Origin of the sequence: Rhizobium sp. YTUHZ045 (genome assembly GCF_051124255.1) — a bacterium.
Taxonomy (GTDB): domain Bacteria; phylum Pseudomonadota; class Alphaproteobacteria; order Rhizobiales; family Rhizobiaceae; genus Rhizobium.
In genome coordinates, this window is sequence record NZ_CP101432.1 from 94,400 (window position 1) to 115,449 (window position 21,050).

At 62.5% G+C, this 21,050-nt stretch carries 20 protein-coding genes; 12 read left to right on the forward strand and 8 right to left on the reverse strand.

The features are described 5' to 3' along the window. Positions 1–118: 118 nt before the first annotated feature. Together NMA58_RS00480 and NMA58_RS00485 are read right to left on the reverse strand one after the other, a co-directional pair. Positions 119–475, reverse strand: a complete 357-nt coding sequence (locus tag NMA58_RS00480) for a nuclear transport factor 2 family protein (RefSeq protein WP_183706621.1) — start codon at positions 473–475, stop codon at positions 119–121. Positions 476–563: 88 nt separating this feature from the next. Further along, entirely contained in the window at positions 564–2,096 is a 1,533-nt protein-coding gene (locus tag NMA58_RS00485; RefSeq protein WP_434711956.1) for a winged helix-turn-helix domain-containing tetratricopeptide repeat protein, read from the reverse strand. Between the two features lie 116 nt (positions 2,097–2,212). Between NMA58_RS00485 and NMA58_RS00490 the strand changes: the two genes are divergently transcribed. Together NMA58_RS00490 and NMA58_RS00495 are read left to right on the forward strand one after the other, a co-directional pair. After that, on the forward strand, positions 2,213–2,647 hold the full coding sequence (locus NMA58_RS00490) for a cupin domain-containing protein (RefSeq protein ID WP_430958269.1): 435 nt from the start codon (positions 2,213–2,215) through the stop codon (positions 2,645–2,647). A 92-nt stretch (positions 2,648–2,739) separates the two neighbouring features. Then, positions 2,740–3,222 carry a RidA family protein gene (locus NMA58_RS00495; RefSeq protein ID WP_097599390.1) on the forward strand — a complete coding sequence of 161 codons (483 nt, stop codon included), beginning with the start codon at positions 2,740–2,742 and terminating at the stop codon, positions 3,220–3,222. A gap of 18 nt (positions 3,223–3,240) precedes the next feature. On the opposite strand, the gene NMA58_RS00500 is transcribed toward NMA58_RS00495, so the two are convergent. Beyond that, positions 3,241–3,714 (reverse strand): RbsD/FucU family protein, encoded by a 474-nt coding sequence (locus NMA58_RS00500; RefSeq protein WP_434711957.1) that lies wholly within the window; start codon positions 3,712–3,714, stop codon positions 3,241–3,243. Then, on the reverse strand, positions 3,698–4,945 hold the full coding sequence (locus NMA58_RS00505; protein WP_434711958.1) for an ROK family transcriptional regulator: 1,248 nt from the start codon (positions 4,943–4,945) through the stop codon (positions 3,698–3,700). The genes NMA58_RS00500 and NMA58_RS00505 overlap by 17 nt, the downstream gene beginning before the upstream one ends. Positions 4,946–5,257: 312 nt before the next feature. Between NMA58_RS00505 and NMA58_RS00510 the strand changes: the two genes are divergently transcribed. The 6 genes from NMA58_RS00510 (at position 5,258) to NMA58_RS00535 (ending at position 11,480) form a co-directional block, all read left to right on the forward strand. Then, positions 5,258–6,277 carry a sugar ABC transporter substrate-binding protein gene (locus NMA58_RS00510; RefSeq protein ID WP_085776787.1) on the forward strand — a complete coding sequence of 340 codons (1,020 nt, stop codon included), beginning with the start codon at positions 5,258–5,260 and terminating at the stop codon, positions 6,275–6,277. Between the two features lie 151 nt (positions 6,278–6,428). Continuing rightward, a complete protein-coding gene (locus tag NMA58_RS00515) occupies positions 6,429–7,493 on the forward strand; it encodes an ABC transporter permease (RefSeq protein WP_085776788.1) in 1,065 nt (354 codons plus the stop codon). Positions 7,494–7,495: 2 nt separating this feature from the next. Next, positions 7,496–8,278, forward strand: coding sequence for an ATP-binding cassette domain-containing protein (locus tag NMA58_RS00520; RefSeq protein ID WP_064707825.1), 783 nt, complete (start codon positions 7,496–7,498; stop codon positions 8,276–8,278). Next, positions 8,275–8,907 carry a nucleoside triphosphate hydrolase gene (locus NMA58_RS00525; RefSeq protein WP_434711959.1) on the forward strand — a complete coding sequence of 211 codons (633 nt, stop codon included), beginning with the start codon at positions 8,275–8,277 and terminating at the stop codon, positions 8,905–8,907. Before NMA58_RS00520 ends, NMA58_RS00525 begins: the two co-directional genes overlap by 4 nt. A 168-nt stretch (positions 8,908–9,075) precedes the next feature. Next, positions 9,076–10,116 carry a dihydroorotase gene (gene pyrC, locus NMA58_RS00530; RefSeq protein ID WP_434711960.1) on the forward strand — a complete coding sequence of 347 codons (1,041 nt, stop codon included), beginning with the start codon at positions 9,076–9,078 and terminating at the stop codon, positions 10,114–10,116. Between the two features lie 185 nt (positions 10,117–10,301). Then, on the forward strand, positions 10,302–11,480 hold the full coding sequence (locus NMA58_RS00535) for a GGDEF domain-containing protein (RefSeq protein WP_434711961.1): 1,179 nt from the start codon (positions 10,302–10,304) through the stop codon (positions 11,478–11,480). A 95-nt stretch (positions 11,481–11,575) separates the two neighbouring features. Here NMA58_RS00535 and NMA58_RS00540 read toward each other — a convergent pair whose 3' ends face one another. Then, positions 11,576–12,058, reverse strand: a complete 483-nt coding sequence (locus tag NMA58_RS00540; RefSeq protein WP_430961077.1) for a DUF1772 domain-containing protein — start codon at positions 12,056–12,058, stop codon at positions 11,576–11,578. 96 nt (positions 12,059–12,154) lie between these two features. Between NMA58_RS00540 and NMA58_RS00545 the strand changes: the two genes are divergently transcribed. The 3 genes from NMA58_RS00545 (at position 12,155) to NMA58_RS00555 (ending at position 14,559) form a co-directional block, all read left to right on the forward strand. Further along, positions 12,155–12,811, forward strand: coding sequence for a TetR family transcriptional regulator (locus NMA58_RS00545; RefSeq protein ID WP_430961076.1), 657 nt, complete (start codon positions 12,155–12,157; stop codon positions 12,809–12,811). Positions 12,812–12,880: 69 nt separating this feature from the next. Continuing rightward, on the forward strand, positions 12,881–13,570 hold the full coding sequence (locus NMA58_RS00550) for an orotate phosphoribosyltransferase (RefSeq protein ID WP_085776794.1): 690 nt from the start codon (positions 12,881–12,883) through the stop codon (positions 13,568–13,570). Between the two features lie 62 nt (positions 13,571–13,632). Then, positions 13,633–14,559: a carbohydrate kinase family protein gene (locus NMA58_RS00555; protein WP_430961074.1), complete on the forward strand. Its 927-nt coding sequence runs from the start codon at positions 13,633–13,635 to the stop codon at positions 14,557–14,559. A gap of 260 nt (positions 14,560–14,819) precedes the next feature. Here the strand turns inward: NMA58_RS00555 and otsA are convergent, their stop codons facing one another. From otsA to NMA58_RS00570, 3 genes are all read right to left on the reverse strand, one after another. Continuing rightward, a complete protein-coding gene (gene otsA, locus NMA58_RS00560) occupies positions 14,820–16,235 on the reverse strand; it encodes an alpha,alpha-trehalose-phosphate synthase (UDP-forming) (protein ID WP_434711962.1) in 1,416 nt (471 codons plus the stop codon). 567 nt (positions 16,236–16,802) lie between these two features. Further along, complete coding sequence (gene pgi / locus NMA58_RS00565) at positions 16,803–18,428, reverse strand: glucose-6-phosphate isomerase (protein ID WP_434711963.1); 1,626 nt, start codon at positions 18,426–18,428, stop codon at positions 16,803–16,805. A gap of 137 nt (positions 18,429–18,565) precedes the next feature. Further along, positions 18,566–20,266, reverse strand: a complete 1,701-nt coding sequence (locus NMA58_RS00570) for a long-chain fatty acid--CoA ligase (protein WP_434711964.1) — start codon at positions 20,264–20,266, stop codon at positions 18,566–18,568. A 259-nt stretch (positions 20,267–20,525) separates the two neighbouring features. On the opposite strand from NMA58_RS00570, the gene NMA58_RS00575 reads away from it, so the two are divergent. Next, the gene (locus NMA58_RS00575) at positions 20,526–20,918 is read left to right on the forward strand and encodes a PRC-barrel domain-containing protein (RefSeq protein ID WP_085776800.1); all 393 of its coding nucleotides are present in this window, start codon (positions 20,526–20,528) and stop codon (positions 20,916–20,918) included. The last annotated feature ends 132 nt before the right edge of the window (positions 20,919–21,050 follow it).

The window sequence follows — 21,050 nt, forward strand, 5'->3', positions numbered from 1 at the left end:
CAACGGATATCTTCATCGCAAATTGGATTCAGCTCAGTGCGCTCGATGCGGAGATCGACGTGCTACATCTTGACCCTCAAAGGCCGCCGGGAAGAGGAGGTGACCCGGCTCGCCGAATTCAGGCGGCATCCCGAATGTCGAAGCGGACCACCTTGCCGTCTCGAAACCGGAATACGTGCCCGATCGTCTTCTCTCCTTCGAGCGGTTGGCCTTGCAGGTCACGGACCGACTGCCGGACGTCGGCAATGATTGCGCCGTCCGCCGTCCGGTGAAAACCGACCGGCTGGACGTGGGGATCGATCATCGACCACTGACGCGTCCAATATTCCCGCACCGCCTCGCGCCCATGGACGTGGCCGCCATCCATGCCGTTGGCCCAGACGACATCCTCGGCCAGCGCTGCCAGCACGGCGTCTATGTCGCGTTCGTTGAAGCGCTCGTAGATGTGCTGGAGAATTTTGATATCGTCGTCCATTGCTTTCTCCTTGCAGAGGTGCGGGGTTGCGATCGAGCCCCGCTTCGCGACGAACCATTTCGGTCATTGCTCCGGGCGTCAACGAGTTTCAAAGCTCTGCCTCCCGCAGCAGCGCGTTCAGGCGGGCCGTCCATTCCGTGTTGCTATCTCTGAACGGAGCAAGTGCATCGCCGGCAGCTTCGGGAAGATCGCGTGCCGCGGCAGCAAGGCGGTGAGCCTGCTGGCGGTGTCCCGCGGCCGCGTGGCAGCATGCCTGGATGCGCAGCAGCGCCGGCCAGTCGGGCCGCGCTTTCAGCGCCCGGCGTCCGGTATCGAGCGCGCCCTCGACGTCGCCGGAAAAAAACAATGCCAGCATCAGCAGGCTGAACCAGACGCCGTTCTGCGGATCGTGCGGATTGAGCTCGAGGCCGTGCGCCAATGGCTTGCGCGCCCCGGCAGCGTCGCCCGAAAAAAGCCGAGCCATGCCGAGGACGAGATGCCCCAGGGCGAAGCTCGAACCGAGTTCGATGGATCGTTCCGCCGCCAGGATCGCCTGCTCGGCCCTGCCCGTATAGGCCGAGACGATCGCCAGCCCGTAGTGCGAATAGGGGTTGCGCGCATCGAGATAGATCGCCCGCAGCGCCGCATCCAGTCCTTCCTTCCCGTCTGCGGCGGGGTTTTCCGTCCAGCCGTAGGCGATGAGGCCGGCATTGACCCGCGCCCGCCAGATCTGCGCCTCCGGAAGCATGGGATCGAGCTCGGCGGCCTCGCGGAAGAAGCGCCGTGCGAGAAGGTGGGTGGGTTGCGTCACCTTGTGAAACTGGAACATGCCTTGCCGCACGAGATCCCAGGCAGTGATGTTGCCGGTGTGCGGAGCGATCGGAAGCCCGTGGCGCAACAGCAGTTCGGGCTCGATCGCTGCTGCGATCCGCTCGGCAATGGCGTCCTGCACGGCAAATAGCTCGGCCAGTCGAAGATCGTAATGCTCGGACCAGACGGTGGCGCCCTTCGGGGCGTCCGCGAGGTGCACCGATATCCGGATCCGATCGCCGGTATACCGGATGGCTCCCTCCACCAGAAAATCGACCCCGAGTTCCAGCGCGACAGACCTCGGGTCCCCGGAACCATTCCTCCTGGCGAAGCTTGCCCCGCGTGAGGCGACGCGGAACCATCTGAGCCGGGCGAGCGCCATGATCAGGTCGTCGGCAATGCCTTCGGCCAGATACTGTCTCTCCACATCGCCGCCGAGATTTTCGAACGGCAGGACGGCGATCGCGGGCATCGACCCGGTTTGTGCGTGCCAGCCGCTCTCGGCTGTCTCGCTCCGCCTCTCCACCGGACCCGAAAATCTGTACCCCACCCGTGGAACCGTGACGATCCATTCGCTTCCGTCCAATGTAGGTCCGAGGAGCTTGCGAAGGGCAGCAATCTGAACGGAAAGATTGCTTTCCTCGACGGCCAATCCCGGCCAGACCGCATCCATCAATTCCGGCTTCGAGACCACACCCCCCTTTGCCGACAGCAGAACGCCAAGCAGGTTGGCGCCGCGGGCGCCGATGGCGACAGGCATGTTGTCGCGGAGCAGGCATCCGTTCTCGGCAATGAATTCGAAGCGGCCGAATACAAGGTGTGGGGGTTTCATGGCGGGAATGATACGCCGATTTCGCAGCTTTTCGGAATTTTTCGGCTTCGCTTCAGGACTTGCGGCGGCTGAGCGCGCAGAGTGGCTCCATCGCAGTGGTCGAAGTGGTGAGAGCGATGATCAAGGAAGCAGCGCAACCGAAAGAGTCTGAAGCATTCCTCGCCAAGGTCGTCTGCGCCGGCGGCAGTCATGTCGCCAGGCAGGGATCGGTCTATTGCTCCGGCGTCTCAGCTGAAAGCGCTGGGTCAACCATGCTGTGGCTCGGGACGATTTCGCTGCCCGCGGGGCGGCGAACCGGCGCCCATCGCCATGAGGGACACGAGACGGCTCTCTTGATGATCGCAGGTCGGGAGATCGAGATCTGGTCGGGGGCAGCACTTGAACGGTGCGAAACGGTCCGCCCCGGCGATTACCTGTTTATTCCGGCCGGCGTTCCGCATGTCGCCGTCAACCGCTGCAGCGAAGACGCCGAATTCCTCGGCGCCCGCAACGACGCAGCCGCGAATGAAAGCGTCGTTCTGATGCCGGAGCTCGACGAGATCGTACCGTGATGCATGTCGCTTCGGAACTGTCCGGCGGTTCCCGGCGCAAAGCCGCCTCAGGCTTTGGCGCGGCATGCTCCAATCACACCGAGAGGTGCATTATGGCCATTATCGAACAACGGCTGGCCGGAATGGGGCTGGAGTTGCCCGAGCCTTTGAAGGTTCGCGACGGACTGCGCTTGCCCTTCACCTGGGTTCGCCTGCGCGGCACCCGCGCCTACATCTCGGGCCACGTCGCATGCAACCGCGACGGAACATTGGCAAATCCGCTTGGCAAGGTTGGCGCCGAGGTTTCGCCGGAGGAGGGTTACGCGTCGGCGCGGCTCGTTGCGCTCGCCCATCTCGCCAGTCTCAAGCGGGCCGTCGGGGACCTCGATCGGGTCACGGCATGGCTTCGCGTCTTCGCCATGGTCAACGTCGCTCCTGGCTTCAACGAGACGCCGCTGGTCACCAACGGCTATTCCGATCTGATCCTCGAGCTGTACGGGCCTGACGTCGGCGCCCACGCCCGCTCGTCCATCGGCATGGCCATCCCCTTGAATGCGCCGGTAAACTGCGAAGCGGAAGTCGAAATCGACGGGTGACGGAAGCGCACCGACCCTTTAGTAGACGAACGGATCGACCTCGCCCGGCTGAGCGCCTGCCTCCTTCGGATAGATCACGCCCTTGCGCAGGATGATGTTGGCATAGAGCCTGGGCTCGCTGGTCTGGATCAGCGCATGGGCGGCCCGCACCCGACCGTAGAAATCCTGGCCGATCAGCGGCACCACCTGCCGGTGCGGTTCGTGACGGGCGCAGCAGTCGATCATCTCCTCATGCACCGGATCGAGCTTGTCGCGCTCGGCCTTGACGGTCGAGCGGAAGATCGCTTCCGGCACGAAATCGTCGATCGGCAGCACGCTGAGCACGGCATTGAGCACAGGGATGAGATGGTGGCCGTCGAGCCGGATCAGCCGGCGCGCATGTTCGACGCCGGGATAATTGCCGTCGACGATGGCGATTTCGTCGCCATGGCCCATGGCCCGAAGTGTTGCGAGCAATTCCGGGCTCAAGAGCGGATCAAGTCCCTTCAGCATGGTCTACCTCCTTGAAGAGTACGTTCTGGTCGGTGAGATAGCGCGAAAAGATCGGCAGGCTGGCGCCGCCGATGGCGCGTGCCTGCGCGCCGACCGCGCCCTCGATAATTTCGGGCATGACGACGCCCTGCAGGTCGAGCTTGGCGGCTTCGTCGATCGTCGCCTGCACGATGCGGCTGCGCACCCAATGGGGAAAGCCGCCGTCGATGACGGCTGCGCTGAAATCGACGATCGAGGCGGCGGCGACGATCGCCTGGGCGAGCGCCTTGGCGCTGTCCTGGATCCACGCCTCCATCGGCTCGCCGAAATCCACCCAGTCGTCCGCGGAATACCACAGCGGTTCGGGATCGATACCGCGCTCGCGCAGCATGTTTTCCAAGACGAAGATCGAGGCGATTTCGAGCAGCTGCTTGGTTTCGCCGTTCCTGTCGCGCACGGGCAGCGGCCCGATCGCGCCCGCCGTGCCGGTGCGGCCGGAAAAGATCGCCGAATTCAGGACGATGCCGCCGCCGATGAAGGAGCCGATGAAGAAATAGACGAAGTCGGGATAAGAGGGGCCGACGCCGAAGACGAGTTCCGCGCCGCAGGCGCTGGTCGCATCGTTCTGCAGGAAAACGGGATGGGAGACGCGCGCGGCGATATCGGCCTGCAGGTCGACATCGCGCCAGACTTCCATGGCGCCCGGAGGCGCTCCCACCTCATCGGCCCAGTTCCAGAGTTCGAAAGGCGCGGCGATGCCGAGGCCGGCGACGCGGCCGCGCTGCCTTTCGTCGAGCTTGTCTTCGATCTCGCGGATGCCCGAGGTGACGAAGGCAAGGATTTCATGCGGCAGCGGATAGGCATAGGTCCGGTGCAGCTGCATCCGGATGCGGCCGACGAAATCCATCAGCACCAGATCGGCGCTGCGCCGGCCGATCTTCAGGCCGAAGGAATAGACGGCGTCGGGATTGAGATGCATCGGGATCGATGGCTGGCCGACCCGGCCGCGCACAGGCGCGCCGCGCGACAGCAGCCCTTCCTTTTCCAGCACCCGCATGATGACCGAGACGGTCTGGGCCGAAAGCCCGCTGCGGCGCGCGATATCGGCCTTCGACAACGCGCCGTAGAGGCGCACCAGCGACAGCACGAGCCGCTCGTTATAGGCTCGCACCCTGACCTGGTTCGCACCGCCGGCCGGATTTAGAATCGGCGGCGGGACCGGCGTGTGTTCCGGTCCTTCCAAAGACGACATGGCCGCTCCTCCCGAGCGTTCGCCTCCTGCATTTTCCCCATCAGAGACGATTTAAGAAACCTGCAGCGGCTCAAAGCGGTAGGGCGTCCCCTGCGCGCCGGAGACACGGCGCTGGACACCCTAATTCCATCGAGCATGCCACATCGAATTAATAATTCAATTGGATTTATTTATTGACAAGCGGATTTCTTTCGCTCTTAATTGCCATCGTCAAGGACACCGACGGCTTTGGAGCGACAGCGACTGAGCGAAGTGTCATATTTTGAAAATTCCGGCCCGCAGGGCGGCGCCGGCAAACTCTGGGAGGAGTTCATGAAGAAATCAGTTCTCGCTTTTGGCGCGCTCGCGCTCGGTGTCGCTTTTTCTGCTCCGGCGATGGCGGCTGACGTTTCCGCCTGCCTCATCACCAAGACCGACACCAACCCCTTCTTCGTCAAGATGAAGGAAGGTGCGACGGCCAAGGCCAAGGAACTCGGCGTCTCGCTGAAGTCCTATGCCGGCAAGATCGACGGTGACAGCGAAAGCCAGGTCGCAGCGATTGAAAGCTGCATCGCCGACGGCGCAAAGGGTATTCTGCTGACGGCCTCCGATACCAAGGGCATCGTGCCGGCTGTCAAGAAGGCCCGCGACGCCGGCCTGCTGGTGATCGCGCTCGACACGCCGCTCGAGCCAGCCGATGCCGCCGACGCCACCTTCGCCACCGACAACCTGCTCGCCGGCAAACTGATCGGTCAGTGGGCCAAGGAAACGCTCGGCGACAAGGCCAAGGACGCCAAGGTCGGCTTCCTCGACCTGACGCCGTCGCAGCCGACGGTCGACGTTCTGCGCGACCAGGGCTTCATGATGGGCTTCGGCATCGACCCGAAGAACCCGGACAAGATCGGCGACGAAGACGACAAGCGCATTGTCGGCCATGACGTGACGAACGGCAATGAAGAAGGCGGCCGCAAGGCCATGGAAAACCTTCTGCAGAAGGATCCGAGCATCAACGTCATCCACACGATCAACGAGCCGGCCGCTGTCGGCGCCTATCAGGCGCTGAAGGCCGTCGGCATGGAAAAGAACGTGCTGATCGTCTCGGTCGACGGCGGCTGCCCGGGCGTCAAGTCGGTCAAGGAAGGCGTCATCGGCGCCACCTCGCAGCAATATCCGCTGCTGATGGCGTCGCTCGGCATCGAGGCGATCAAGAAGTTCGCCGACTCGGGTGAAAAGCCGAAGCCGACCGAAGGCAAGTCCTTCTTCGATACCGGCGTCTCGCTCGTTACCGACAAGCCGGTCCCCGGCCTCAAGTCGATCGACACCAAAGAAGGCACGGACAAGTGCTGGGGCTGAGCCCCGCTTGATTGAAGGCGCACCGGCCGGGGCTTGATCCCCGGCCGTTTTAGACGGACGATGTGCCGTCGCCCACCGGCTAAGCAACGAACGGATCAACAGGGGTGACGGCCTCCGCGCGGGTTCGGCGCGCGGATGCGGAGGAGGAACCATGACCGGAGCACAGGAATTCGAACGCGTCCTCGACGGCAGCGACAAGAACGTCGCCTCCTTCGAGCACCAGGGCGTCCCGCTGATCAAGCGCGCCCAGCACTTTCTGCACTCGACACCGGCCGCCGTGCCGCTGATCGTACTCGTACTGGCGATCATCATCTTCGGAATAGCGCTCGGCGGGCGTTTCTTCTCGTCATACACATTGACGCTGATCCTGCAGCAGATCGCCATCGTCGGCATTCTCGGCGCCGCCCAGACGCTGGTCATCCTGACGGCCGGCATCGATCTGTCGATCGGCGTCATCATGGTGATTTCAGCCGTCATCATGGGCAATGTCGCCATCACCTACGGCATCCCGACGCCGATAGCGGTGATCGGAGGCCTGCTGGTCGGCGGCCTGTGCGGACTGCTGAACGGCTTCCTCGTCGCCTTCATGAAGCTGCCGCCCTTTATCGTCACGCTCGGCACCTGGAATATCGTTATGGCGACGAATTTCATCTATTCCGCCAATGAGACGATCCGCGACACCGATGTCGACGAACAGGCGCCGCTGCTGCATCTTTTCGCCGCGAGCTTCAAGGTCGGCAGCGCCGTGCTCACCCTCGGCGTCATCGCCATGGTGCTGCTCGTCCTCCTGTTCTGGTACATCCTCAATCACACCGCCTGGGGCCGGCATGTCTATGCGGTCGGCGACGATCCGGAAGCGGCGAAGCTCTCCGGTATCCAGACGAAGAGGGTGCTGCTCACCGTCTATACGCTGTCGGGCGTCATCGCCGCCTTCGCCGCCTGGGTGTCGATCGGCCGCAACGGCTCAATCTCCCCGTCCTCGGCGGTGACCGACTATAACCTCCAGGCGATCACAGCGACCGTGATCGGCGGCATCTCGCTCTTCGGCGGCCGCGGTTCCATTCTCGGCACGCTGTTCGGGGCCATGATCGTCGGCGTCGTGTCGATGGGCCTCAACATGCTCGGTGCCGATCCGCAATGGAAAGTCCTCCTGACCGGCGTGCTGATCATTGCCGCCGTCGCCATTGATCAGTGGATCAGAAAGGTTTCGGTATGACCATGGCTGTCGAACCCATTCTCACCGCCCGCGGCCTCGTAAAGCGTTATGGACGCGTGACCGCGCTCGACAATGCCGATTTCGACCTCTATCCGGGTGAAATCCTTGCCGTCATCGGCGATAACGGCGCCGGCAAGTCGTCGCTGATCAAGGCGATTTCAGGCGCGGTCACCCCTGACGAGGGCGTGATCACGCTCGAAGGCCGGCAGGTGCATTTCCGCTCGCCGATGGAGGCGCGCGAAGCCGGCATCGAAACCGTCTACCAGAACCTTGCTCTGTCGCCGGCGCTATCGATCGCCGACAACATGTTCCTCGGCCGAGAGATCCGCAAGAAGGGCCCGCTCGGCTCGCTGTTCCGCATGCTCGACCGTCCGGCCATGGAAAAGCTGGCGCGCAACAAGCTGTCGGAACTCGGGCTGATGACCATCCAGAACATCAACCAGGCGGTGGAAACGCTGTCCGGCGGCCAGCGCCAGGGTGTCGCCGTCGCCCGCGCCGCAGCCTTCGGCTCGAAGGTCATCATCATGGACGAACCGACGGCCGCCCTCGGCGTCAAGGAAAGCCGGCGCGTGCTGGAACTCATCCTCGACGTGCGCGCCCGCGGCCTGCCGATCGTGCTGATCTCGCACAACATGCCGCATGTCTTCGAGGTCGCCGACCGGATCCATATCCACCGTCTCGGCCGGCGGCTGACGGTGATCAATCCGAAGGAATACACCATGTCCGACGCCGTCGCCTTCATGACCGGCGCCAAGGCGGTGCCGACGGAGCCCGTTGCGGCATGAGCCTGCGCATCGACGACATCGCCGGCGAGGTGCTTTCCCGCGCCGGCGATGCCAAACGTTTCCTGATTGCCGTCGCCGGGCCGCCGGGGGCGGGCAAGTCAACCATGGCCGACAATCTGGCGGCGGCGCTGAAAGCCAAAGGCGAAAGCGCCGCAGTCCTGCCGATGGACGGCTTCCACATGGACAATGCCATCCTCATCGAACGCGGCCTTTTGGCGCGCAAGGGCATTCCGGAAACTTTCGATGTCAGAGGCTTCCTCGATATCATCCGCGCCGTCCGCCGGGCCGACCAGGAGGTTCTGGCGCCGGTCTTCGACCGCTCCCGCGAACTCGCCATCGCTTCCGCCAGACCAATCGATCCCGAGGACCGCTTCATCATCGTCGAGGGCAATTATCTGCTCTTCACACAGGGTAAATGGGCCGAACTCGACGGCATCTTCGATTTTTCGATCATGCTGGCGCCGCCGATGGAGGTTCTCGAAGAGCGGCTCTGGGCGCGCTGGCGCGGTTACAATCTCAGCGAAGAAGCCGCCAGCGCCAAAGTCTACGGCAACGACCTGCCGAACGGCCGGCTGATCCTCGAAAACCGTCGCCCAGCCGACGTGACGCTGGAGATTGCGCTGGCGTGACGCCGACGCGATTGTTCATTTGATGTATGATGCATGCCGCCCGGACGTATTGAACGGCTCCGGGATCAGGATTTGCATAAAGGGCGAAACGGCGTCGCATGAAGCCGGTTTGACCCGCCGCGCTTTAGTGCTATCGAGGCGGCAGACGCATCGCTTCGGAGGCCTGCCATGCAATCGATCACCATCCGCCGTCCCGACGACTGGCACCTGCATCTGCGCGACGGCGCCATGCTGGAAGGCGTGATCGCCGATACGAGCCGCACCTTCGCCCGCGCCATCATCATGCCCAATCTGGTGCCGCCGGTCGTCACGTCAGCGGATGCGAAGGCCTATCGCGAGCGCATCCTCAAGGCGCTGCCGGACGGCCACCGTTTCCAGCCGCTGATGACGCTTTATCTCACAGAACATACCAGCCCCGACGATGTGGCGGAGGGTGCAAAGAGCGGCCTCATCACCGCCGTCAAGCTTTATCCCGCCGGCGCCACGACCAATTCGCATGGGGGGGTGCGCGACATGGAGAAGGCGATGCCGGTGCTCGAGCGCATGGCTGAGATCGGCCTGCCGCTCTGCGTCCATGGCGAGGTGACGAAGCCCGACGTCGATATTTTCGATCGCGAGGCCGTCTTCATCGACACCGTGCTCGATCCGCTGCGCCGGGCCTTGCCCGAGCTGAAGGTGACGATGGAGCATGTGACGACGTCAGACGGCATCGATTACATCAAGGCGGCCAAATCAAATCTCGCCGGCTCGATCACCACCCACCACCTGATCATCAACCGCAACGCCATCCTCGTCGGCGGCATCCGCCCCCATTATTACTGCCTGCCGGTCGCCAAGCGCGAGAACCATCGGCTGGCGCTGCGCGCAGCCGCCGTAAGCGGCGACGCCCGCTTCTTCCTCGGCACCGATTCTGCCCCGCATGTCGATCCGCTGAAGGAATGCGCCTGCGGCTGCGCCGGCATCTACACCTCGATCAATACGATGAGCTGTCTTGCGCATGTCTTCGAGGAGGAAGGCGCTCTCGACAGGCTTGAAGCTTTCGCCTCGCTGAACGGACCGGCCTGGTATGGGCTGTTGCCGAACGAGGAACGCATCACGCTTTCCAAGCAGGCAGAGCCGGTTCTCTTTCCCGCTAAGATAGAAACCGGCGCCGGTCCGGTGACGGTTTTCGATCCTATGTTTCCCCTTCATTGGCAGGTGTTGGTCTAGGGACTCGCCTGCTGCGTTTTCTATTTTAAATAGAAAATTCATTTTAAGTGCTGTGGTGACGTTAGGCGCGTAACATTTTCATTGTGCGGTGCATCATTTGTTAACGGATGCATAAGACATTCCTCTTCGCGGACCCCATAGCTGCCGATCGTCCGGCGCGACACCGCTGCGGAGACTGAAGAAGCATGATGCTTGACTACAACTCCCTTCTGTTGGCGCTCGGCGTCTCCGCGGCCTGCCTGGCCGTAACCCTGATGGGCAGTTGGCTTGTGCGCCGGACCGAAACCGTGCTGCTCACCGCCACCATCGGTCTCGTCCTCGTTGTCAGCGGCATTTTTATCTACAGCGCCTATGTGAGCAGGCCTGATATAGGCTTCGCCATTGGCAGTTTCGTGCTGTTCCATGCCGGCTTTGCCACCATCTGGGGCGCGGGCAAACAGTTCCTGTCAGGTCGCCTGTCAATCCTTGCCATCGCCAGCCGGGCGCTGGCGGCGATGGCCTTCTCAATCCTCCCGATGGTTTCCGGCTATGACGGCCTCGCCTTCATCGCCGACAATCTCGCCATCGCCCTGCTGCTGTTTACTACCGCTCGGCAATATTGGCTCGCCCGCGCCGAAGCGCCGGCGCCGCTCCTCGGCATTGCGGCACTCTATACGCTGACGGCAATCTCCTTCGTTCTCTGCGCCGCCGTGTTGATCGCCGATGGAAAGCTGGTGCTCGGCAAGGCGCCGAGCAACTGGGCGGAGGATCTGAGCCTCGCCGTCTGCATCGCCGGCATGACCGGGATCGGCGCGCTGTCGCTGGCGCTGCATCAATGGCGGCTCGCCGCCCGCCATCGTCTCGAGGCGATCACCGATCCGCTGACAGGCCTGCTCAACCGCCGCGCCGTCTTCGATCAGTATGGCACGCGCCCGATGGGCACCACCGCCGCCGTCATCCTCTTCGATATCGATCATTTCAAATCGGTCAACGACCGCTATGGCCATGCGAGCGGCGACTGCGTGATCACCGTCTTCGCCGAGGAACTGACCGCCCATTGCCGCTCAGGCGATACCGCCGCGAGGCTCGGCGGTGAGGAATTCGCGCTAGTGCTGAAGGAGATCATGCCCGGCCGGGCAGAACTGACGGCTGAGCGGATCCGCAGGGCCTTCGAGGCGCGAGAGATTCCAATCGACGGTGAGGTGTTGAGATGCACAGTGAGCGTCGGCGTTGCGCCCGGCCGGTCGACGCCGCTCGATTTCGACGCCATGCTGAGCGCCGCCGACAAGGCGCTCTACGCCGCCAAGCGCGGCGGCCGCAACCGGGTCGAGCTTGCCGGCTATCTCACTGCAGTTCCGGCCGAGGTGTCGCGCACCGCATCTTGATTCCCGACTGCTCGGCAGACGCCGGCATGCCGCCTCGTCCTTCGAGGCCCCTGCGGGGCACCTCAGGGGCTCTCTTGAGTGTGGGCGCCTGCTGCTCAAACCATCATCAGCGCCCGCACGAAAGCGGCCGAGGCGAGCAGCGAGGCCACGGTTCGCACATGGTTCCACCACGTCCAATCCCTGACATAGGAGGTCCAGAGCGCCACCGCCGCCGCCCCGCTGCCGCTGACCTTTTCCAGGGCGTCGTTCATCGGCACGTTGACGATGATCGTCGAGAGGAAGGAGGCAAACACATAAATGGCTGCACCCGCCAGCATCAGCGCGGACGCGCCGCCGCGCCAGTCGATCACCGCGAGGACGGCGATGACGAGGCAGAGGATCGCCGTCGGCACGAAGAGGCCCATGAAGGGCGAGCGGACGATCGTCACATTGATCGAGTTCATCGCCGCAATGCCCTGTTCGGCCGGGATGCGTGAGAAGGCGGTCATGATGAAGGTCGAGAAGGCGAAGAAGATGCCGGCGACGAGGCCGCTGCCGATCGCCGCGGCGACGAGGGAAAGGATGAGGACGATCTGCATGCCGAAGCTCCTTGCGGGAATGAAATAAGAGAGACTCTCGGATTTGCCATATGAGATAAACTCTCTTATTTTGTTTGTCAACGTGAAGGAGAGCCGATGTCGGAGCAGAAACGCGCAACGCGCAGACGCCAGCAGGACCGTGGCGGCCAGCCGCGCCGCATCCCGCGCCAGCAGCGCGGCCGCGAGCGTTTCGAAAAAATCCTCGCCGTCGCCGCCGAACTGATCGAAAGCCATGGCAGCGACGGCCTGAAGATGAGCGGGATCGTTGAAAAGGCTGGCCTTTCCTTCGGCGCCCTCTACCAGTATTTCCCCGACAAGAGCGCGATTATCCGGACGTTGGCCGAGCGCTTCAACGAAGAGGGCAGGCGCTGTGTCGAGGCGGAACTGGCGAAGGTCGTCGACGCCGCCGCCCTGCCGGCCGCGCTCGCCAACATCGTCGACGAATATTATGCGTTCTTCCGCCGCGAGCCCGTGATGCGCGATATCTGGCATGCGACCCACACCGACAAGCTGCTGCAGCAGGTCGATGCCGAAGACATGGAATTCCATACCCAGGCATTTCTCGCCGTGCTCGTGCGCCTCTGGCCGGATCGGGACCGCAGCGAACTTCAGGCGATCGCCCGGTTGACGATGCAGCTGCTTGCCGCCGCCGTGCGTTATGCCGTCTCGCTGGATGCAGAGGAGGGCGACCGGACGATTGCCTTGTTCAAGAAGATGCAGGGACCCGATATCGGCCGTCTCTTGCTGGAATAGATCGCCTGCGTCTGGAAACGGTGGGCGCTTGCTGCTATTGCCGGAGACGCAAAACCGAAGGAGAGCCCGATGATCCAGACCGCATTTCCCGACCGCGCCCTGATGGCCGAATTGGTGGCCAAGATGCTCTGGGAGATCAAAGCGGTGCATTTCAATGCGGCTCAGCCTTACAAGCTCTCCTCCGGCATGGCGAGCCCGGTCTATATCGATTGCCGTAAGCTCCTGTCCTATCCGCGCATCCGTTCGACGGTGATGGATTTTGCCGCCAGCACTCTGCTGCGCGATGCCGGTTTCGAGCAGTTCGATTGCATCGCCGGCGGCGAGACCGCCGGCATTCCCTTCGCTGCCCTGCTCGCAGATCGCCTCGGCCTGCCGATGATCTACGTCCGCAAGCAGCCGAAGGGCCACGGCCGCAACGCCCAGATCGAAGGCAATATGCCCGAAGGTTCGCGCGTGCTCGTCATCGAGGACCTGACGACGGCCGGCGGCAGCATGTTCAAGTTCATCGACGCCATTCGCGCCGCCGGCGGCATCGTCGATCACGGTATCGCGCTGTTCTTCTACGGCATTTTCGGCGATCAGCGTTTTGCCGACGGCAAGGTGAGGCTGCATCACATCGCCACCTGGCGCAGCGTCCTTGCGGTTGCCAGGGCAGAGAAGCTTTTCGACGACAAGACGCTTGCAGAGGTCGAGGCCTTTCTCGATGCGCCATTGGCGTGGTCGGCGAGGAATGGTGGAGTGAGTGAGCTTTCGCTCTAATCGGTTGACAAAAGCTCACTTAAGCGCTTGATGAAGATAGAAATGCTGTTGGGAGGAATCCGATGATTTTGTGCTGCGGCGAAGCCCTGATCGACATGCTGCCGAGGGACACCACCCTTGGTGAGAAGGGCTTTGCGCCCTATGCCGGCGGCGCGATCTTCAATACCGCCATCGCGCTCGGCCGCCTCGGCATTCCCACCGCCTTCTTCACCGGCATCGCCGACGACATGATGGGAGAAATCCTGCTGGCGACACTGAAGGCGAGCAATGTCGATTACAGCCCATGCGCCATCACCCCGCGCCCTTCGACGATCGCATTCGTCAAGCTGGTCAGCGGCCAGGCGACCTATGCCTTCTACGATGAGGGCACAGCCGGCCGGATGATCACCGAGGCCGACCTGCCTGTTCTCGGCGATGATTGCGAAGCCTTGCATTTCGGCGCGATCAGCCTGATCCCGAGCCCCTGCGGCGAAACCTACGAAGCACTGCTCGACCGGGAAGCGGCCCGCCGCGTCATTTCGCTCGACCCCAACATCCGCCCGGGCTTCATCAAGGACAAGCAGGCTCATATGGCCCGCATCCGGCGCATGGCGGCAAAGTCCGACATCGTCAAGTTCTCCGACGAGGATCTCGACTGGTTCGGTCTTTCAGGCGACCATGACGCGCTCGCCGCCCACTGGCTGGCTGAGGGCGCCAAGCTCGTCGTCATCACCAAGGGCGCGGAAGGCGCCTCGGGTTACACCAGGGATCGCAAGGTGACGGTGCCGAGCGAGCGCGTTGCCGTTGTCGACACGGTCGGCGCCGGTGATACCTTCGACGCCGGCGTGCTTGCCTCGCTGAAGAGGGATAATCTGCTGACCAAAGAGCGGGTCGCCTCGCTCGATGAACAGGCGGTGCGCAACGCCCTGACGCTCGGCGCCAAGGCCGCCGCCGTCACCGTTTCCCGCGCCGGCGCCAATCCGCCCTGGGCGCATGAGATCGGGCTTTAAGGCTTAAGCGAGCATCAGCCCCTCATCCGCCTGCCGGCATCGACCGAGGTCGAGCCACGTGTCTCGACCCGTCCTTCGGACCCCTGCTTGCGGGGCGAAGGGGGATAGTCGCGACCTCTCCGTTCCGCCGCCGACATTGCGTGTGGCACGTCCCCCTCGCCCCGTTTACGGGGAGAGGGTTAGGGTGAGGAGCATTTTTAACGCTTCGCCAGCGCCGCAGCCAGCCCTTGCGTCGAGGCCTTCATGCGGATGCGGATCGATCAGGAGGCTGCCTGGGGAGCCACGCTACCGCCGAGCTCTGGAGCGGTCATCAGGTCCCGCAGGAAGGTTTCGCACCAGAGCGAGACGTCGTGAGAGAGCAGATGTTCCATCATCATGCTCCAGCGGTCGCGGCGCTCCTCGAGCGACATGGCTAGCCCTCTGGCAAGCGCATTGGCCGTGCCCTCGACATCGTAGGGATTGACCAGCAGCGCCCCCTTCAGCTCCCGTGCCGCGCCGGCAAAGCGCGATAACACCAGGACGCCCGGGCGATCCGGATCCTGGGCGGCGACATATTCCTTGGCGACGAGGTTCATGCCGTCGCGCAACGGCGTGACGAGCCCGATCGTCGCCAGGCGGTAGAGACCGGCGAGCACGGTGCGGCTGATCGATCGGTTGACATAGCGGATCGGCACCCAGTCGACCGTTCCGATCGCGCCGTTCACGCGGCCGGCCTGTTCGGCGACCATTTTCTGCATGTGCTCGTATTCGGGGACTTCCGATCGCGATTTCGGCGTGACCTGCAGATAGGTGACCTTGTTCTGATAGGCCGGATTGCTGGTGAGGAAGCGTTCGTACGCTTCCAGACGCTGGATAATGCCCTTCGAATAATCGAGGCGATCGACCCCGATGATCATGTCGCGGCCTTCGATGCTGCGCCGGGTCTTCTGCACCATGACATTGTCTGCGGCTCGCTCTGCGAATTCGGCGAAGGCTGCGGTCTCGATGCCGATCGGATAGGCACCGGCCTTGAAGATCCGCCCGTGCGAATCGAACAATCCGTTTCCGAGGTCGTCGCCGATGCCCTCCCGTCTCAGGTAACCGGCGAAGTTCTGCAGGTCGTAGTCGGTCTGGAAGCCAACGAGGTCGTAATGAGAAAGGCCGCGCATGATTTCTTCATGGACCGGCATGGTGACGAGAATATCGGCGGGCGGCCAGGGAATGTGCAGGAAGAAGCCGATCCGGTTCTTCAGCCCCATTTGCCGCAGTTCGGCGGCCAGCGGGATGAGATGGTAATCATGAACCCAGATGACGTCGTCCGGCTGGATCATCGGCGCCAGTCGATGCGCGAAAAAGCGGTTGACGCGGAAATAGCCGGCCATCTCCTTTCGGCCATATTCGGCGAGATCGAGGCGGTAATGACAGATCGGCCAGAGAACGCGGTTTGCAAAGCCGCGGTAATATTCCTCGACGTCGGTGTCGGTGAGATCGGTCAGCGCATAGGTAATGTTGCCCTTCTGCAGCAGCGACAGCGCGCTGGGCTCCCTGTCTCCGCTCGACTCTCCCGACCATCCCATCCAGATGCCGCCGCGCGCCTGCAGGGCTGCCTGCAGCGCGACGGCGAGGCCACCGGCCGCAGCACTCCCATCCTTGGCCGGCATGGGAACACGATTGGAAACGACGATAAGACGGCTCATGAGCTTCCTTTAGCAAAGATGGATCGGGAAAACGCTCTGTGCCAGGGTGCCGGGGAGCCTCCGGGGCGGGGCAAGGCTAATGCAGGGCAGGCGCCGCCATCAAAAGAGCAGATCCGGATGCGAATTGCCCGGGGTATAGACCAGCGGAAACAGTGGAACGGGGTATCGTCCCCGGTTTGATAGGTCATGTCGTCGGAAGTACCATGCGCACAGATTTTGCTTGAATCTAGGGCGATGGCGGCGAATTGAAAGAATTCTTTCTACAATTTTCTATTAGTAGAACATTCAATCCGGTTTTTGCAGGGCAGCGGCGCCAAGCCCGCCGAAATCAATCTAATCATTTGCGGCCATTTTGACGATCTGGCGGCCGCCCCTCATCCGCCTGCCGGCACCGACCGGGGTCGAGCCACGGGTCTCGACCCGTCCTTCGGACCCCCGCCCGCGGGGAGAAGGGAACATGCCGCGACCTCTCCGTCCCCCACCCAGTTTTCACAGGGCACGTCCCCTCGCCCCGTTTACGGGGAGAGGGTTAGAGTGAGGGGCGACAGGACAAAAAACTCTTCATATTTACTTTGCAAGCTTCGCCAGCGCCGCGACCAGGCCCTGGGTGGAGGAATCATGGCTCGCCGCGCTCTGCTTGCCCTCGACGACGGGCAGCAGGCCGGTCGCCAGTTCCTTGCCGAGCTCGACGCCCCACTGGTCGAAGGAGTTGATGCGGAAGAGCACGCCTTCCACGAAGACGCGATGTTCGTAGAGCGCGATCAGGCGGCCGAGGGCGTAAGGGGTCAGCTTGTCGTAGACGAAGGTGATCGACGGCCGGTTGCCGGCAAATACACGGTGCGGCGCGATGAAATCGGCCTTCTTGTCGTCCATGCCTTTGTCGGTCAGCTGTTTCTTGGCTTCCGCGAAGGTGCGACCCTTCATCAGCGCCTCGGACTGGGCAAGCACGTTGGAGATCAACAGCTGGTGCTGGTGGCGCAGTTCCGGCTCGAAGGCATTGGCGGCGATCATGAACTCGGCCGGGATAATGCTCGTGCCCTGGTGAATGAGCTGATAGAAGGCGTGCTGGCCATTGGTGCCGGGTTCGCCCCAGACGACCGGGCCGGAATTGCCCTCGACCGGCGTACCGTCGACGGTCACGCCCTTGCCGTTGGATTCCATGTCGAGCTGTTGCAGATAGGCCGGGAAACGCGACAGGCGCTGGTCGTAGGGCAGGATGGCGCGGGTCGGGTAGCCGAGCACATTACGGTGGTAGAATCCGATCAGGCCGAGCAGCATCGGCAGGTTCTCGGTAACCTGCGCCTTACGGAAATGATTGTCGACCGCGTGCGCGCCGTCGAGAAACTTGCCGAAATTCTCCGGGCCGATGGCGATCATCAGCGGCAAGCCGATCGCCGACCAGATTGAATAGCGGCCGCCGACCCAGTCCCAGAAACCGAAGACGCGGGCGCTGTCGATGCCGAAGGCGGCGACCTTGTCGAGCGCCGTCGAGACGGCGGCGAAATGGTGCTGCACGGCTGCATCGCCGAGCGCCTTGGCGATGAAATTGCGCGCCGTCTGCGCATTGGTCATCGTCTCGACTGTCGTGAATGTCTTAGAGGCGACGATGAAGAGCGTCGTCTCCGGCTGCACCAGCTTCAGGATATCGGCGATATGAGCGCCGTCGATATTGGAGACGAAATGGGCGCGCGGGCCGTCATGGAAGGGAGCAAGCGCCAGAGTCGCCATAACGGGGCCGAGATCCGAGCCGCCGATGCCGATATTGATGACATCGGTGATCGCCTTGCCGGTGGCGCCCTTCAGTGCGCCGGAGCGGATGTCGTCGGCAAACTTGCCCATGGCGGCAAGCACGGCATTGACGTCAGGCATGACGTCCTTGCCGTCGACGAGCACAGGCGTGTTGGAGCGGTTGCGCAGCGCGGTATGCAGAACGGCGCGGTCCTCGGTGAAATTGATCGCCTTGCCGGAGAACATCTCCTCGCGCTTCTTTTCGACGCCGCCCTCTTCGGCGAGCTTGACCAAAAGCTTAAGGATCTCGTCATTCACCGCCGTCTTGGAATAGTCCATCAGCAGATCGTCGAGCGAGACGGAAAAGCGCGAAAAGCGCTGCGGATCGGCGGCGAAGGCGGCGCGGAGATCGGTCGCCTTGGTGGCGTCAGCAGTGTTTTTCAGCTGTTCGACGATGGCGTTCATGGGAGGCTCCTTTTGAGGCGGAAAGGTTGCGGAAACTATTCGCTTTCTCAGGCGCAAATCAAGTTCAGCCGTCGCTCCAATATGAAAAAAGCCACCCGCGGGAAGCGGATGGCTTGAATTTCATCACAGTGTCAAATTCAGCCGCGCAGGTCCTTGCGCAGGATCTTGCCGACGGGCGATTTCGGCAGTTCGGCGCGGAATTCAATGAAACGCGGGCGCTTGTAATTGGTGAGGTTGGCGATGCAATGGGCCTTTACCTCCGCTTCCGTCAGGTTCGGATCCTTTCTGACGACGAAGAGCTTGACCGCCTCGCCGGAATGGCCGTCCGGCACGCCGATCGCCGCGGCTTCGAGGATGCCGGCATGCATGGCGGCGACTTCCTCGATCTCGTTCGGATAGACGTTGAAGCCGGAGACGAGGATCATGTCCTTCTTGCGGTCGACGATCTTGGTGTAACCGCGCTCGTCCATGAAACCCATGTCGCCCGAGCGGAAATAGCCGTCTGATGTCATCACCCGCGCCGTTTCCTCCGGCTTCTGCCAATAGCCGGCCATCACCTGCGGCCCGCGGATGCAGATCTCGCCGATTTCGCCTGCTGGCAGCGAACGGCCTTCCTCGTCGCGGATGTCGAGCTCGGTAGAGGGAAGCGGCAAGCCGATCGAGCCGGTGAACTCGACCGAATCGAAGCGGTTGGCGGTGGCGACAGGCGATGTCTCGGAAAGGCCGTAGCCTTCCGTTATCGCTGTGCCGGTCATAGCAAGCCAGCGCTCGGCGACCGGGCGCTGGACGGCCATGCCGCCGCCAAGCGACATGACGAGCGATGAGAAATCGAGCTTGGCGAATTCGGCATTGTTCATCAGCGCGTTGAACAGCGTGTTGAGGCCGGGGAAGATGTGAATGTTGGACTTTCCGAACTCCTTGACGAGGCCGGGAATGTCGCGCGGATTGGCGATCAGGATATTGTGGGCGCCGAGCGACATGCCCATAAGCGAATTCACCGTCAGCGCGAAGATGTGGTAGAGCGGCAGCGCGCAGAGGAAATTCAGCACCTCCGGCTGCTTCTTGCGCTGGAAAGCCGACCGCAGCCACAGCGACAGCTGCAGCTTGTTGGCGAGCAGGTTCTGATGTGTCAGCACCGCGCCCTTGGCAACGCCCGTTGTGCCGCCGGTATATTGCAGGAAGGCGATGTCTCCACCCGTCAGCGCGACCGGCTGGAGACTTTTCCTTGCGCCTTCACTGAGCACCTGACTGAAGCTCTTATGCTGCGGGATCGACCAGGAGGGAACGAGCTTTTTGACCTTGCGCACGACGAAATTGACCATCAGCCCCTTCGGCCCCAGCATTTCGCCGAGCGAGGTGACGACGACATGGCGCAGGTCGGTCTTGTTGAGGACCTGCTCGACGGTGCGGGCGAAATTCTCCAGCACGAAGACCACCTTGGCGCCGGAATCACGCAACTGGTGTTCGAGTTCGCGCGGCGTATAGAGCGGATTGACATTGACGACCACCAGGCCGGCCCGCAGGATCGCATAGGTGGCGACGGGGTTCTGCAGCACATTCGGCATCATCACCGCGACGCGGTCGCCTTTCTCGAGGCCGATGCTCTGCAGCCAGGCGGCGACCTTGCGCGTCTGGCTTTCGAGCTCGCGATAGCTCATCGCCTTGCCCATGCTGGAAAAAACCGTCCGGTCGGCGTAACGGGCGCAGGATTTTTCCAGAAGTTCGGCGAGCGAGGCATGTTCCAGCGGCGGCAGTTCGGCCGGAACCATATCGGGATAGGTGGCAAGCCAGGGCTTGTCCGCTTTTGCTCCGTTCGGATGGACGGAAATGCTGCTCATCGTGTCTCTCTCTCCCTTGCGGCCGCCGCGCCGATCGAATCGTGGTCGACCGGCCCGCAATTGACCGGAAGCATCCTCCATCTTCCAGTCCCGCAGCTTATGCCATTGCCTGTATGGTTCAAGCCGTATGAAGCTATACTAACCTTGACGTAAACGTCAACAATAGCCCATCGCGGTCGTCGAAAGGGTGGGAACTTTGAGTCCGCAATGGCGTTGACCCTTCATACCAATCATGAGGAAACACCCAAAGGAGGTTCAAATGTTGAATCAGGACACCGACGCCAGCCGCCGTGACCCGAACACGAAGGAAACGCATTCGCTGATCGCCAGCGACCGCGTCGAAGGAACCCGAGTCTATGGCCCTGATGGCCGGCATATCGGCTCGATCGAACGCCTGATCATCGGCAAGCGTGATGGCCGCGTCGCCTATGCCGTGCTGAGCTTCGGCGGCTTCCTGGGCATCGGTCACGACCACTATCCGCTGCCCTGGGAAAAGCTGAACTACGACACCCAGCTGGACGGTTATCGAATCGACCTGACCAAGGAGCAGATCGAAGGCGCACCCAGCTATTCGGACGATGACGACACCTGGTACAACGATAATGGCCGCCGGGTGTATGATTATTACGGCGTGCCGCCCTACTGGATGTAATCTCGTCCGATGGACCGAGCTGGAAGGGCCCCGTTAGCAGCGGGGCCTTTTGGTGTTGGTGATGTCGTGAGCTTGGCGGCCCCTCAACCGGCTGCCGCCACCATCTTGGATAAGAAAAATGTAGGATATTGA

Excerpts from the sequence above, each read along its gene's own strand:
- NMA58_RS00480 (WP_183706621.1), bottom strand. The coding sequence starts at position 475 with ATGGACGACGATATCAAAATTCTCCAGCACATCTACGAGCGCTTCAAC.
- NMA58_RS00485 (WP_434711956.1), bottom strand. The coding sequence starts at position 2,096 with ATGAAACCCCCACACCTTGTATTCGGCCGCTTCGAATTCATTGCCGAG.
- NMA58_RS00490 (WP_430958269.1), top strand. The coding sequence starts at position 2,213 with ATGATCAAGGAAGCAGCGCAACCGAAAGAGTCTGAAGCATTCCTCGCC.
- NMA58_RS00495 (WP_097599390.1), top strand. The coding sequence starts at position 2,740 with ATGGCCATTATCGAACAACGGCTGGCCGGAATGGGGCTGGAGTTGCCC.
- NMA58_RS00500 (WP_434711957.1), bottom strand. The coding sequence starts at position 3,714 with ATGCTGAAGGGACTTGATCCGCTCTTGAGCCCGGAATTGCTCGCAACA.
- NMA58_RS00505 (WP_434711958.1), bottom strand. The coding sequence starts at position 4,945 with ATGTCGTCTTTGGAAGGACCGGAACACACGCCGGTCCCGCCGCCGATT.
- NMA58_RS00510 (WP_085776787.1), top strand. The coding sequence starts at position 5,258 with ATGAAGAAATCAGTTCTCGCTTTTGGCGCGCTCGCGCTCGGTGTCGCT.
- NMA58_RS00515 (WP_085776788.1), top strand. The coding sequence starts at position 6,429 with ATGACCGGAGCACAGGAATTCGAACGCGTCCTCGACGGCAGCGACAAG.
- NMA58_RS00520 (WP_064707825.1), top strand. The coding sequence starts at position 7,496 with ATGGCTGTCGAACCCATTCTCACCGCCCGCGGCCTCGTAAAGCGTTAT.
- NMA58_RS00525 (WP_434711959.1), top strand. The coding sequence starts at position 8,275 with ATGAGCCTGCGCATCGACGACATCGCCGGCGAGGTGCTTTCCCGCGCC.
- pyrC (WP_434711960.1), top strand. The coding sequence starts at position 9,076 with ATGCAATCGATCACCATCCGCCGTCCCGACGACTGGCACCTGCATCTG.
- NMA58_RS00535 (WP_434711961.1), top strand. The coding sequence starts at position 10,302 with ATGATGCTTGACTACAACTCCCTTCTGTTGGCGCTCGGCGTCTCCGCG.
- NMA58_RS00540 (WP_430961077.1), bottom strand. The coding sequence starts at position 12,058 with ATGCAGATCGTCCTCATCCTTTCCCTCGTCGCCGCGGCGATCGGCAGC.
- NMA58_RS00545 (WP_430961076.1), top strand. The coding sequence starts at position 12,155 with ATGTCGGAGCAGAAACGCGCAACGCGCAGACGCCAGCAGGACCGTGGC.
- NMA58_RS00550 (WP_085776794.1), top strand. The coding sequence starts at position 12,881 with ATGATCCAGACCGCATTTCCCGACCGCGCCCTGATGGCCGAATTGGTG.
- NMA58_RS00555 (WP_430961074.1), top strand. The coding sequence starts at position 13,633 with ATGATTTTGTGCTGCGGCGAAGCCCTGATCGACATGCTGCCGAGGGAC.
- otsA (WP_434711962.1), bottom strand. The coding sequence starts at position 16,235 with ATGAGCCGTCTTATCGTCGTTTCCAATCGTGTTCCCATGCCGGCCAAG.
- pgi (WP_434711963.1), bottom strand. The coding sequence starts at position 18,428 with ATGAACGCCATCGTCGAACAGCTGAAAAACACTGCTGACGCCACCAAG.
- NMA58_RS00570 (WP_434711964.1), bottom strand. The coding sequence starts at position 20,266 with ATGAGCAGCATTTCCGTCCATCCGAACGGAGCAAAAGCGGACAAGCCC.
- NMA58_RS00575 (WP_085776800.1), top strand. The coding sequence starts at position 20,526 with ATGTTGAATCAGGACACCGACGCCAGCCGCCGTGACCCGAACACGAAG.